Below are 12,839 nucleotides of genomic sequence, written 5' to 3'. Positions count from 1 at the left end.
CCGAGACGGCTGACGAAGGGATACGGGAGCGGGTTCGGCCGTTGCCGTCTCGTGAACCGCGCCCTCCGTTCGACGCTCCTTTGAAGCGGACCCGCATGAACCAGACGCCTGAAACCCCGCCGACGGGTGTGCGAGTGCGGGTGGCCACCGGATCAGCCTCCGACGGAACCGACCGTCACGGTGATCTCTTCTTCGCCGCCGTCGCTTCGACGCGGATGCCCATGGTCGTCACCGATCCGCGGCAGGACGACAATCCGATCATCTTCACGAATCAGGCGTTCCTAGACCTGACCGGTTACGTCCGCGACGAGGTGGTGGGCCGCAACTGCCGGTTTCTCCAGGGTCCGGAGACCGACCGAAAGCTCGTGGCGGCAATTTCCCGCGCCATCGCCGCGCGCGAGGACTTCGCCACGGAGATCCTGAACTATCGCAAGGACGGCTCGACGTTCTGGAACGCGCTCTTCATCTCGCCGGTCTACGACGCGGCGGGCGAGCTCGTGTATTTCTTCGCCTCCCAGCTCGACGTCTCACGCCGCCGCGATGCCGAGGACGCCCTCGGCCAGGCACAGAAGATGGAGGCCCTCGGTCAGCTGACCGGCGGGATCGCCCACGACTTCAACAACCTGCTGCAGGTCGTGGTCGGCTACGTCGACATCCTCAGCGCGGGTCTCGACCGGCCGGAGCCGGATACGGGCCGCCTACGCCGGGCCACGGAGAACATCCGCGTCGCCGCCGAACGCGCCACGATCCTGACACAGCAACTCCTCGCCTTCGCGCGCAACCAGCGCCTCGAGGGCCGCGCGGTCAATCTCAACAGCCTGGTGACCGACCTGCGCGAGAGGGTGGACCGGACCCTCGGGGATGCCGTGACCATCGACCTGCGCCTCGCCCCCGACCTCTGGACCTGCCGGGTCGATCCGGCCCAGACTGAGGTCGCGCTCCTCAATATCCTCATCAATGCCCGCGACGCGATGCCGGACGGCGGCCGTGTCACCATCGCCACGTGCAACCGGGAGGTCGGCCCCGGCCACGACGCCGATGGCGGCCCGCTTCAGCCCGGGCGTTACGTCACCGTCAGCATCGTCGACACCGGCGTCGGCATCCCTTCCACTGCGCTGGCGCGGGTGATGGACCCGTTCTTCACCACCAAGGAGGAGGGCAAGGGCACCGGCCTCGGCCTGTCGATGGTCTACGGTTTCGCCAAGCAATCGGGGGGGGCTGCCCAGATCACCTCACAGGTCGGCGAGGGCACGGCCGTGAGCCTGTCGTTCCCGGCGGGAGGGGAGGGCGAGACGCGGGCCGCGCCCCGTATCGATCCTCCGCCCGTCGAGCCGCCCGGGACCGAAACGGTGCTCATCGTCGATGACCGCGAGGACGTGGCGGAACTCGCACGCACCATCCTGAGGGACTTCGGCTACACGATTCTGATGGCCCGCAACGGACGCGAAGCCCTCGAAATCGTGGACAGTGCCGTGACCATCGATCTCCTGTTCACGGATCTGATCATGCCCGGCGGCATGAACGGCATCGTCCTGGCACGCGCGGCCCGCGACCGGCGGCCCTGCCTCAAGGTGCTGCTCACGACGGGCTACGCCGAGGCGAGCCTGGAGCGAACCGATGCGGGGGGAAACGAGTTCGAACTTCTGAACAAGCCCTACCGTCGCACGGAGCTGATCCGGCGGGTCCGGTCCGTCCTCGACGGGCCGATGGGGATGAGCTGAAGAGGCAGCGAACGGGAGACCGACCATGCCGCAGGGCGACAAGTCCCGCTATACCGACAAGCAGGTGCGCAAGGCCGAGCACATCGCCGAATCCTACGAGGCCCGTGGCGTTCCGGAAAAAGCTGCTGAGGCGCGCGCCTGGGCCACCGTCAACAAGGATGACGGCGGCGGGAAGAAACCCGGCGGATCGGGCCGGGGTCGATCGACCGGCCACCCGGCGGCCCATGCGGGTGGCGAGGCCGGCGGCAAGGTTTCCGCAGCCCGCACGCCGGAACAGCGCTCGGCCTCGGCGAAGAAGGCCGCCGAGACGCGCAGGCGCAACGCCGCCAAGGCTTGAGGTGCGGCCCCGCCCCCGACGAAGCCGCGTCCTCCGTCTCAGGCCATGGCGGCCTTGAGGTGCTGATCGACCTTGTCGAGGAAGCCCGTGGTCGAGAGCCACTTCTGGTCCGGGCCGACGAGGAGGGCGAGGTCCTTGGTCATGAACCCGGCCTCGACGGTATCGACGCAGACCGTCTCCAGGGTGGTGGCGAACTTGGCCAGATCGGCGTTGCCGTCGAGCTTGGCCCGGTGGGCGAGACCGCGCGACCATGCGAAGATCGACGCGATGGAATTGGTCGAGGTCTCCTTGCCCTTCTGATGCTCGCGGTAGTGGCGCGTCACCGTGCCGTGCGCGGCTTCGGCCTCCACGGTCTGGCCGTCGGGGGTGAGGAGCACGGAGGTCATCAGGCCCAGCGATCCGAAGCCCTGGGCGACGGTGTCGGACTGCACGTCGCCGTCGTAGTTCTTGCAGGCCCAGACGTAGCCACCGGACCACTTGAGGGCCGAGGCCACCATGTCGTCGATGAGGCGATGCTCGTAGGTGATGCCGGCCGCGTCGAACTTGGCCTTGAACTCGTTCTGGAACACCTCCTCGAACAGGTCCTTGAACCGGCCGTCATAGGCTTTGAGGATGGTGTTCTTGGTGGACAGATAGACCGGGTACTTGCGGTTGAGGCCGTAGTTCATCGAGGCACGGGCGAAGTCGCGGATCGAATCGTCGAGGTTGTACATGGCCTGGGCGACGCCGGGGGAGGGGAAGTTGAACACTTCCCGCTCAATGACCGTGCCGTCCTCGCCCTCGAACTTGATGGTAAGGCGGCCCTTGCCCGGCACCTTGAAGTCCGTTGCCTTGTACTGGTCGCCGTAGGCGTGGCGCCCGACGACGATGGGCTGGGTCCAGCCCGGAACGAGGCGGGGTACGTTCTTGCAGATGATCGGCTCGCGGAAGATCACGCCGCCGAGGATGTTGCGGATCGTGCCATTAGGCGACTTCCACATTTCCTTGAGGTTGAACTCCTTCACCCGCTGCTCGTCGGGGGTGATGGTGGCGCACTTCACGCCGACGCCGTGGCGCTTGATCGCCTCGGCGGCCTCGACGGTCACCCGGTCGCCCGTGGCATCGCGGTGCTCGACGCCGAGATCGTAATACTCGAGGTCGAGGTCGAGATAGGGGTGGATGAGCTTGGTCTTGATCTCGCTCCAGATGATCCGGGTCATCTCGTCGCCGTCGAGTTCGACGACGGGCTTGGCTACCTTGATCTTATCCATCGCGTGTCAGGCCTTCCGCAAAGATTCCGGGGGGGCCCCATGCAAATGCCGTGCGGCCCCGCGGGCGGGTCATAGCGCGGGCGTCGCAGCGACGGAAGGCGGACGGGACCTCTGGCGCCGTGACAGGCAGCGGCATCTGTCAGGCGCACCGCGCCTCTGGACATTCGCGGCGCGAGGGGGGATCTGGCTCCCATCACGAAGTGGGACGGAACGGAAAAACCATGAGCGAACGCATCATCCTGCGGGCCGGCGAGGCCCTGGTCGCGGGCGGCCCGCCCAACACGGCCGCCGAGCCGGAGGTCATCATCGGCGAACTCGACGGACCTGTCGGCATCGCGCTCGCCACCCTCACGGGCGATCAGGTGGTCGGCCACAGCCGCGTCTTCGCCCTGCTCAACACCGACATCATGGTCCGCCCGGTGACCCTGTGCGTCTCCAAGGTGAGCGTGACCGAGTCGAAGTACACCTCGATTCTCATGGGCACCGTGCAGTTCGCCATCGCCAACGGCGTGCTCGACGCCGTGCGGCTGGGCTATATCCCCAAGGAGAAGGCCAACGACCTCGGCATCATCTGCTCGGTCTGGCTCAGTCCCGGGGTGATCGAGGCCGAGACCGTGGACCACAAGGCCCTGTTCGAGATCCAGCGGAAGGGCATGACCGAGGCCATCCGCAAGGCCATGACCAACGAGCCGTCCATCGACTGGCTCCTGGAGAACCAGGACAAGATCATCCACAAATATTACCAGATGGGTCTCGACGGAAAGATCTAGGCTCATGCCGAGCGCGCCCGTCGTCGTCCTCGTCGAGCCGCAGCTGGCCGAGAATATCGGCATGGTCGCGCGCGCCATGGCCAATTTCGGTCTGTCCCAACTCCGCCTCGTGGCCCCGAAGAACGGCTGGCCGAAGAAGGGCGTGCGCGAGGCGGCCTCGGGCGCGACCCATGTGCTCGATAACGCGACGGTGTTCGCCACGGTCGCGGAGGCGATCACCGACCTCCACTACGTCCTGGCGACGACGGCGCGCGAGCGCGGGCAGATGAAGCGTGTGATGGGTCCCGACGACGCCATGCGCGATGTCGTCGTCCGGGGCGCTCAGAAGGTCGGCATCCTGTTCGGGCGCGAGCGGGCCGGCCTGAGCAACGAAGAGGTGTCGCTCGCCGACGCCATCGTGACCTTTCCGGTGACGGACGAGTTCCCCTCCCTCAATCTCGCCCAGGGGGTTCTCCTCGTCGGATACGAGTGGCGCCGGGCGGCCGGACTCGCGCGCCTGCCTTTCTCGGGCGAGATGCTGGCGCCGCCCGCGACCCGCGAGGCCATGGCCTCCCTCGTCGGAGCCCTCGAGGACAGCCTGACGACGGCCGGATTCTACCCGCCGGAGAAGCGCGATATCATCGCCCGCAACATGCGCGACATGCTTCACCGCATGGCGATGACGGAACAGGACGTGCGCACCCTGCGCGGCGCTCTGCGTGCCCTCCGGCGGCCCCCGCGGGGTGATCGCAACACCTCGTGACGGCCTCCCGTGAAACTCCCGAGCTGCCCTCGTGCTCGGGGCGATGACCGACGGCGACAGGTTTTTCGTGCGGCCCCTTAAGCTCTGCGCCAGCTTTCTCGTGCAAAGGGCGGAGTGCCATGCCGAGCAACCGTCTCCACCCCATCGGCGGCGAGTTCGCCGTCCCCGAGCGCGAAGCCGCTTTCCAGGCCGAGCGGCTGCCGGAAACGATCCGGCACACCCGCCTCATCTTCCTGTTCGCCGTCGTCCTGAACGGCCTGTTCCTCCTGAGCGACGCGCGCTTTTACGGACAGGCGCATTTCCTCCCGGCCATCACCGCACGCCTCACCGTCATCGTGGTGTCCTACGTGGCCTACCGGGCCGTGCGGACCGTCGACGGGTTTCCCGCCCTGCAACGGGTGATGATCGGATGGCAGTTCGTCAGTGCCGTTGCGGTGGGGTATCTGTGCTCGACGCGGTCGGACATCGCGCTGTTCGTCCTGCTGATGCTCCCCGCGGTCTACATGCTCGTGGTGCCGACGAGTTTCCGCTGGACCTTGATCTCCGGCAACTTCTGCACCGTGGTGCTGCTCTGCGGGTACCTGCTCCCGGCACCGGTTCCCCCGACGGCGCTGGGCATCGTGATGGCGACCGCCATGTCGAACGTGCCGATCCTCCTCTTCGTCGTTCGCTGGAACCGCCTGCGGCGGCTAGAGTGGACGGCGGTCCGGGCGGCGCAGCGTGCCAATGACGAGCTCGCCGACAGCCGCCGGCTGTTCGAGACGATGTTCCGGGCCGTGCCCGTGCCGATCGTGGTCTCATGCCAGTCGGACGGCCGGTTCGTGAACGTGAACGACGCCGGCCTGGCGTTCTTCGGAATTCCGGATCGGGCGAGCATCGTCCGCTACACCACGCGCGATGTGGTCGATTCGAGCGAGCGACGCCGCCTCCAGGCGCTTCTCGACGCCCACGGATCGACCCGCGACCAGGAGTCGAGCATCACGACCCTCGCCGGAGCCCGGCGCGACATCCTCCTGTCGATGGAGACGGTCCAGGCCGACGGGGTACCGTGCATCGTCTCGAGTCTCGTCGACATCACCAGCCGCAAGGCGGTGGAGGAGCGCATCCGGATCGCGGCCAACCACGACGTTCTCACCGGACTGCCCAATCGCGCCCTGTTCCAGGCGACCCTCGACAACGCCCTGGCAGACGCCCGGGTCGTGGGTGGCGAGGTCGGATTGATCCTCATCGATCTCGACGCCTTCAAGGAGGTCAACGACACCCTCGGCCACGATGCCGGCGACACCCTGCTCAAGGAAGTCGCCCGGCGGCTGAACGACGTGACGCAACCGGGTGACCTCGTGGCACGCCTGGGCGGCGACGAGTTCGTTGTCATCGCACCGTGCGGACCTGTCGGCGAAGCAGGGCCTCGCGACCTCGACGCCTTGAGCGACGTGATCCTGGACGCCCTTCGACCACCCACCGCCATCGGCGGCCGCATCGTCGCCCCGCGTGCCAGTCTCGGCATCGCCGTCTATCCCGCCGACGCGAAGAGTTCGACCGACCTGTTCACCGACGCGGATCTCGCCCTCTACGCGGCGAAGGGGGCGGGGCGGAATCGCGCCATGCGCTTCGTGCCGAGTCTTCGCGCGACCATCGAAGATCGCGTGACCCTCATCCGTGAGATGCGCGTGGCCCTTGAGGAGGGTGGATTGGTCCCGTTCTATCAGCCCAAGGTCGATCTCGCGACGGGCGGTGTGGTCGGTTTCGAGGCCCTGGCGCGCTGGCGGCATCCGGCCCGCGGTTTGCTCGCACCCGCCGCCTTCGCCGCGGTGTTCGACGATCCGGAGATCGGAATCGGGGTCGGTCGGGTCCTGCGCCGACAGATCGTCTCCGACGTCACCCGCTGGATCGATGGCGGCCACGATCCGGGGCGGGTGTTCCTCAACCTGTCCTCGGCGCAGTTCGGCGAAGGCGACCTCGCCGAGGCGCTCCTGGCGGATATCGCCGCGGTTGGCCTCGCCCGCGACCGGATCGGCGTCGAAATCACCGAGACGGTGCTCCTGGGCGGGAACGGCGATCGGGTCGGGCCCGTCCTCGACGCCCTGCACGCCGCCGGTATCCGCGTGGCCCTGGACGATTTCGGGACGGGGTACGCCTCTCTCACGCACCTGAAGCGTTTTCCGGTGGATGAGATCAAGATCGATCGCAGTTTCGTCCAGGACCTCGAGCGCGACTCGGACGACGCCGCCATCGTCACCGCCGTCCTCCAACTCGGACGCAGCCTCGGCCTCGACGTCACGGCGGAGGGCGTCGAGACCGAAGCGCAGGCGCGGGTCCTCCTGGCGGAGGGCTGCGGCTACGTCCAGGGCTACCTCTACGGCAGGCCGATGCCGGCCGAGCGGGTGCCGGGTTTCCTGACCCCGAACACCGGAGATGTCCCGGTTCGCGCCTGACGCCGGACGGTGCTGGCGTACCGCTCGAAAGGCGGTTCAGCCCGCCTGCGCCAGGGCCTGCTCGATGTCGGCGATGAGGTCCTCGGCGTTCTCCAGGCCGATGGAGAGGCGCACGGTCTCGGGTCCCACCATGGCGGCCTGCTTCTCGTGCGGCAGCAGCTGACGGTGCGTCGTCGTCGCCGGGTGGATCGCCAGGGACTTGATCTCGCCGATGTTGACGAGGTGCGAGACGAGCTTGAGACCCATGATGAACCGGATCGCCGCCGGCTCGCCGCCCTTCAGGGCGAAGGTGAAGATCGAGCCCGGTCCGTCCGGCACGTACCGCGCCGCGAGGGCCTCCCCCGGCTGGCCGGGCAGGGCGGGATAGCTCACCCACGCCACGGCCGGGTGATCCTTGAGGAAGCCCGCCACCGTCCGGGCGTTGGCGCAGTGGCGCGCCATGCGCAGGGGCAGGGTCTCGATGCCCGTGAGGGTGAGGAAGGCGTTCATCGGCGACAGGCCGGGCCCGAGCTCGCGCAGGCCGAACAGGCGACAGGCCACGGCGAAGCTGAAATCGGGGAAGCGCTCGGTGATGACGAGGCCGTCGTAGTCTTCCCACGGCTCGGCGATGAGGTTGTAGCGGTCGGGCGCCGCCGCCCAGTCGAAGGTGCCGGCGTCGCAGATCACGCCGCCGATGGTCTGGCCGGAGCCGCCGAGGAACTTCGAGGTCGAGTGCATGACGATGTCGGCGCCGTGCTCGATGGGCCGGATCAGGGCCGGGGAGGCCAGGGTGTTGTCGACGATGAGCGGCAGCTTGTGGCGCCGCGCCACCGCGGCGATGCCCGCCAGATCCATGACGGTGGCGCACGGATTGACGATGGATTCGCAGACGATGGCCTTCGTCTCGGGCGTGATCGCCGCCTCGAAATCCGCCGGGTCGAGACCCTTGGCGTAGAGGGCCTTCAGGTCGTAGCGCCCGTCGAGGCGGTTGATGAGGCCGAGGGAGCCGCCGAACAGGCGCGGCGAGACGACGTAGGCGTCCCCGCTGCGCATCAGGGTCATCAGGATCAGCAGCAGGGCGGACTGGCCGGACGAGACCGCCACGGCGGAGGTGGCCCCCTCCAGGGCGGCGACGCGGCGCTCCAGGGCGGCGACCGTGGGGTTCGAGCCGCGCGAGTACGAGAAGCCCGTGCGGCGCATGGCGAAGATGTCCGCCGCCTGCTCCGTCGACTCGAACACGAAGCCGTTGGTGAAGTAGATCGGCTGGACCCGGGCGCCGGTGGCGGGGTCGGGGGCCGCGCCGGCATGGATGGCGGCGGTGGCGAAGCGCTGGGGTCTGGTCTCGGTGGCCATGGGGCCTTTTCTCGAAGTCTGACAGGGAGTTAGGCGGCCCGGTGCACGAAGGCGCGCAGGGTCCGCACGAGGGTCGAGGGTTCGTAGGGCTTCGGGATGAACCGGGCCCCGTCGGGCATGTCGTGGGGGCCGGGGGTCCCCATGCCGGAGACGACGAGGACCGGAATTGCCGGCCAGCGATGGGCCACGAGCCGGGCGAGGGCGAAGCCGTCCATGGAGCCGCGCGGCATGTCGACGTCGGTCATCAGCACACCGACGTCGTCGCGATTCTCCAATACCGTCAAAGCCTTGTCGGCGTGGCTCGCCTCCACCACGGTGAAGCCCGCATCCGCCAGGGTGTCGGCCGCTTCCATCAGGAGCAGGCCGTCGTCTTCGACGAGGAGCACGACGGGGAGGTCTTGGGGCAGGTCTTGGGGAAGATCTTGGGAGTGCGTCATCGGCGGCCGGACGATCTCGCGCAACGGGATGGTCGGGGCCTATTCCCCGCCACCCATGCCGTCAACAACGGGGCCCGGACCGCGATCGTTTCACCGGCGCGGGTATGACGCGGCGCGCCGGCGCACGCCCTCGTGCGCCGAGGCCCGGTCCGGTCCACGCCCCGGCGCGCGCCGGCGCGCCGTACCGATGCGCCGGTCACGCCGACAGCGCCGCGTCGAGGTCCTCGATGAGGTCGGCCGGGTCCTCAAGGCCGATGGACAGGCGCACCACCTCCGGCCCGGCCCCGGCCGAAATTTTTTGGGGATCGGTGAGCTGGCGGTGGGTGGTCGAGGCCGGGTGGATCACCAGGGAGCGGGTGTCGCCGATATTGGCCAGATGCGAGAACAGCTGCAGATTCGACACCAGTTTGACGCCGGCCGCGTAGCCGCCCTTGAGGCCGACGGTGAAGACGGCGCCGGAGCCCAGCGGCGCGTAGCGCCGGGCGAGGGCATGGTAGGGGTCGCCCTCCAGGCCCGGATAGCTGACCCAGTCGACGGCGGCATGGCCCGAGAGGTGGGTGGCGATGGCGAGGGCGTTGTCGCAGTGGCGCTGCATCCGCAGCGGCAGAGTCTCGATGCCGTTGAGGATGAGGAAGGCGTTGAACGGGGCGAGGGCTGGCCCGAGGTCGCGCAGCCCCAGCACCCGGATGGCGATGGCGAAGGCGAAGTTGCCGAAGTTCTCGGAGAGCACCATCCCGGCATATTCCGGCCGGGGCTGCGACAGGGCCGGATAGCGGTCGTCGCCGGCCCAGTTGAAGGTGCCGCCATCGACCACGAGGCCGCCGATGGAGTTGCCGTGGCCCCCTAAGAACTTCGTCGCCGAATGCACGACGATGTCGGCGCCGTGCTCGAACGGGCGGATGAGGTACGGCGTCGCCATGGTGTTGTCGACGACCAGGGGAATGTTGTGGCGCTTGGCGATGGCCGACAGCGCCGCGATGTCGGTGATGACGCCGCCCGGATTGGCGATGGACTCGCAGAAGATCGCCTTGGTGCGGGGCGTGATGGCGCGCTCGAACGACGACGGGTCGTCGGTCTCGGCCCAGACCACGTTCCAGCCGAAGTTCCTGTAGGCGTGGTTGAACTGGTTGATGGAGCCGCCGTAGAGCTTGTCGGCCGCGATGAACTCGTCGCCCGGCTGCATCAGGGCGTTCATGGTCAGGAACTCGGCGGCGTGGCCCGAGGCGACGGCCACCGCCGCCGTGCCGCCTTCCAGGGCGGCGATGCGCTCTTCCAGCACGGCGTTGGTCGGGTTGGTGATGCGCGAGTAGATGTTGCCGAAGGCCTGGAGGCCGAACAGCGAGGCGGCGTGGTCGACGTCGTCGAACACGAACGACGCCGTCTGGTAGATCGGGGTCGCCCGCGCGCCTGTGGACTTGTCGGGGGCGGCGCCGGCGTGGATCGCCAGGGTGTTGAAGCCGGGCAGGCGGTCGGTCATGGAATCCTCCAGGGGCCGGCGGGCCCACATCGGCACCGTTCTAGCGCCAACCGTTGTCAGCGGAAGGGGGCCCGCGGCCCTGTTCCGCTTAAACGAACATCCGTTCTTTGTAGCGGACGAGCGCCCGAGGTCAAGCGCGGGCCCTGGGGCACGCGGCCACGGCCCGGAACCGGCCCGCCCCCGTGTGCGTGATCGATCGGCAGACACACGAACCCGGGAGTTTTCGCGATGGCCGAGCACGACGACGAGACCACGTGGACGGACTTCAAGGCGGCCGTGAACATGACCGCCTCAGCCCTGGAGAAGTTTCTCGACACCGACGAGAGCCAAGCCGTCGGCCAGAAATCCAACGGCAAGGGCGAATCCACCGGCCACGCCTCCGGCCGCCGCATCGTCGATCTGCTCCACACCAAGAAAGCGGATCTGACCGAGGACGACTACGCCCACATGCGCAAGGTCGTCAGCTACGTCCACCGCCACCTCAAGCAGGGCGGCCCCGACGACAAGGACGCCGTGAAGGATTCGCCCTGGCGCCTGTCGCTGATGAACTGGGGGCATGATCCGCTGAAGGATTGATGCGGGTGTCGCGTGCGCTTTTCCCTACCCCGCAGGACCGGGCATTCGCAGATGGATGCTTGCGCGTGCGTCAGCCCCTGGCGCAGAGCGTCTGCGCGCATCCACCTCTCCCCGCCTGCGGGGAGAGGGCCGCAGGCACCCCGTCGTGCCTGCGGCGAGCGAAGGCGAAGCTGCAGCGACGGTGAGGGGGCTTCGTCGGAGGAGCCTCATCCGGATTCGCCCCCTCACCATCGGCTGCCGCCTCGACGCGCTCCCCGACAAGGGGGAGACGCGTCCCTCTCCCCGCAGGCGGGGCGAGGGGATGCGTGCATCCGTTCAGCCCGAAGGCGTGGTCCGCCGGCAATTGCGTAAGATCGTCCGCCAGTACCCGATGACATCACCCGCAATCCGTCCCTAGGCACCCCCCAAAAGCTTCGCTACAGCGGCGGCCATGCGCTCCATCAGCCCACCCGTCTCCGCCGCGCGGATTCTCGTCGCCAGCTTCGTCGGCACGGCCATCGAGTTCTACGACTTCTACGTCTATGCCACCGCCGCCGCCCTGGTGATCGGGCCGATCTTCTTCCCGCCCGGCGATCCGGCGGTGCAGACGCTCGCGGCGTTCGCGACCTTCTCCATCGCGTTCATCGCCCGGCCCCTGGGGGCGGCGTTCTTCGGGCATTTCGGCGACCGGGTCGGGCGGAAAGCCACCCTGGTGGCCTCGCTGATGATCATGGGCCTGTCGACGGTGCTCATCGGCTGCCTGCCGACCTACGCCACCGCCGGGTGGTGGGCGCCGCTGGCCCTGTGCGTCCTGCGCTTCGGCCAGGGCCTCGGCTTCGGCGGCGAGTGGGGCGGGGCGGCGTTGCTCGCCGTGGAGAACGCGCCGCCGGGGCGACGCGCCCTCTACGGCATTTTTCCGCAGCTCGGCGCGCCGGTGGGCTTCATCACCGCCAATCTCGGGTTTCTTGGGTTGGCCCTGGCCCTCAGCCCCGAGGATTTCCAGGCGTGGGGCTGGCGCATCCCGTTCCTGGCCTCCGCCGCCCTCGTCGGCGTCGGGCTCTACGTCCGCCTCAAGCTCACCGAGACCCCGGTGTTCCAGGCCGCCCTCGAACAGGCCGCCCCCGAGCGCGTGCCCCTCGCCGTGATCTTCACAAAATACCTCCGCGCGACCCTGCTCGGCACCTTCGCCATGGTGGCCTGCTACGCGGTGTTCTACCTCTCCACGGTGTTCGCCCTCAGCTACGGCGTCGCGACCCTCGGCTTCACCCGGCCGACCTTCCTGCTGTTCGAGTGCGTCGCCGTGCTGTTCATGGCCCTCGGCATCCCGCTCTCCGGCTGGGCCGCCGACGCCTACGGCCGCCGCCCCGTCCTGCTCTCCGGCCTCGCCTTCACGGCCAGCCTCGGCCTGCTCATGGGACCCATGCTCGGCAGCGGCCAGGGCGGCCTCGTGCTGGGCTTCCTGTGCCTCGGCCTGTTCGCCATGGGCTGGCTGTTCGGGCCCATGGGGGCCCTGCTGCCGGAGCTGTTTCCGACCCGCGTGCGCTACACCGGGGCGTCGGTGACCTACAACCTCGCGGGGATTTTGGGGGCGTCCGCTGCGCCGTATCTGGCGCAGCGGTTGTCGGAATGGGGTGGTGTGGGTTGGGTGGGGCTGTATCTGGCTGTGGCGGCTGGGGTTAGTTTTGGGGCTGTGTGGTTGATGGAGGAGACGCGTCAGTCTGCGATTTCGTGATGTCGGTGACGCGCATCGCCACGGAACCTGACGCAATCGCCGCGCGGTTTT

The 12,839-nt window shown here is 68.4% G+C and carries 11 protein-coding genes; 7 read left to right on the top strand and 4 right to left on the bottom strand.

Going from position 1 to position 12,839, the window contains the following annotated elements:
* Positions 1-95: 95 nt before the first annotated feature.
* The gene (locus FV218_RS03900) at positions 96-1,721 is read left to right on the top strand and encodes a histidine kinase famiy protein (RefSeq protein WP_147708776.1); all 1,626 of its coding nucleotides are present in this window, start codon (positions 96-98) and stop codon (positions 1,719-1,721) included.
* A 25-nt stretch (positions 1,722-1,746) separates the two neighbouring features.
* Positions 1,747-2,058, top strand: coding sequence for a plasmid stabilization protein (locus tag FV218_RS03895; RefSeq protein ID WP_147708775.1), 312 nt, complete (start codon positions 1,747-1,749; stop codon positions 2,056-2,058).
* A 38-nt stretch (positions 2,059-2,096) separates the two neighbouring features.
* Here the strand turns inward: FV218_RS03895 and FV218_RS03890 are convergent, their stop codons facing one another.
* Positions 2,097-3,308, bottom strand: a complete 1,212-nt coding sequence (locus FV218_RS03890; protein WP_056093930.1) for an NADP-dependent isocitrate dehydrogenase — start codon at positions 3,306-3,308, stop codon at positions 2,097-2,099.
* A 221-nt stretch (positions 3,309-3,529) separates the two neighbouring features.
* Between FV218_RS03890 and FV218_RS03885 the strand changes: the two genes are divergently transcribed.
* From FV218_RS03885 to FV218_RS03875, 3 genes are all read left to right on the top strand, one after another.
* A complete protein-coding gene (locus tag FV218_RS03885; protein WP_056093928.1) occupies positions 3,530-4,078 on the top strand; it encodes a formaldehyde-activating enzyme in 549 nt (182 codons plus the stop codon).
* Positions 4,079-4,082: 4 nt separating this feature from the next.
* Positions 4,083-4,820 carry an RNA methyltransferase gene (locus FV218_RS03880; protein WP_147708774.1) on the top strand — a complete coding sequence of 246 codons (738 nt, stop codon included), beginning with the start codon at positions 4,083-4,085 and terminating at the stop codon, positions 4,818-4,820.
* A gap of 119 nt (positions 4,821-4,939) precedes the next feature.
* Positions 4,940-7,255, top strand: coding sequence for a bifunctional diguanylate cyclase/phosphodiesterase (locus FV218_RS03875; protein ID WP_147708773.1), 2,316 nt, complete (start codon positions 4,940-4,942; stop codon positions 7,253-7,255).
* Positions 7,256-7,291: 36 nt separating this feature from the next.
* On the opposite strand, the gene FV218_RS03870 is transcribed toward FV218_RS03875, so the two are convergent.
* The 3 genes from FV218_RS03870 to FV218_RS03860 form a co-directional block, all read right to left on the bottom strand.
* Positions 7,292-8,587 (bottom strand): aminotransferase class I/II-fold pyridoxal phosphate-dependent enzyme, encoded by a 1,296-nt coding sequence (locus FV218_RS03870; protein WP_056093919.1) that lies wholly within the window; start codon positions 8,585-8,587, stop codon positions 7,292-7,294.
* A gap of 29 nt (positions 8,588-8,616) precedes the next feature.
* On the bottom strand, positions 8,617-9,024 hold the full coding sequence (locus FV218_RS03865) for a response regulator (RefSeq protein ID WP_147708772.1): 408 nt from the start codon (positions 9,022-9,024) through the stop codon (positions 8,617-8,619).
* A gap of 196 nt (positions 9,025-9,220) precedes the next feature.
* Positions 9,221-10,501: an O-acetylhomoserine aminocarboxypropyltransferase gene (locus tag FV218_RS03860; RefSeq protein WP_147708771.1), complete on the bottom strand. Its 1,281-nt coding sequence runs from the start codon at positions 10,499-10,501 to the stop codon at positions 9,221-9,223.
* A 228-nt stretch (positions 10,502-10,729) separates the two neighbouring features.
* On the opposite strand from FV218_RS03860, the gene FV218_RS03855 reads away from it, so the two are divergent.
* Both FV218_RS03855 and FV218_RS03845 read left to right on the top strand, forming a co-directional pair.
* Positions 10,730-11,077, top strand: coding sequence for a DUF3140 domain-containing protein (locus FV218_RS03855; protein ID WP_147708770.1), 348 nt, complete (start codon positions 10,730-10,732; stop codon positions 11,075-11,077).
* A gap of 439 nt (positions 11,078-11,516) precedes the next feature.
* On the top strand, positions 11,517-12,788 hold the full coding sequence (locus tag FV218_RS03845) for an MFS transporter (RefSeq protein WP_147708812.1): 1,272 nt from the start codon (positions 11,517-11,519) through the stop codon (positions 12,786-12,788).
* Positions 12,789-12,839: the final 51 nt, after the last annotated feature.

It is taken from the genome of Methylobacterium sp. WL69 (assembly GCF_008039485.1).
GTDB lineage: Bacteria > Pseudomonadota > Alphaproteobacteria > Rhizobiales > Beijerinckiaceae > Methylobacterium.
The sequence above is the reverse complement of the archived record's forward strand: the minus strand, read 5'-3'. Positions and strand labels throughout refer to the sequence as shown.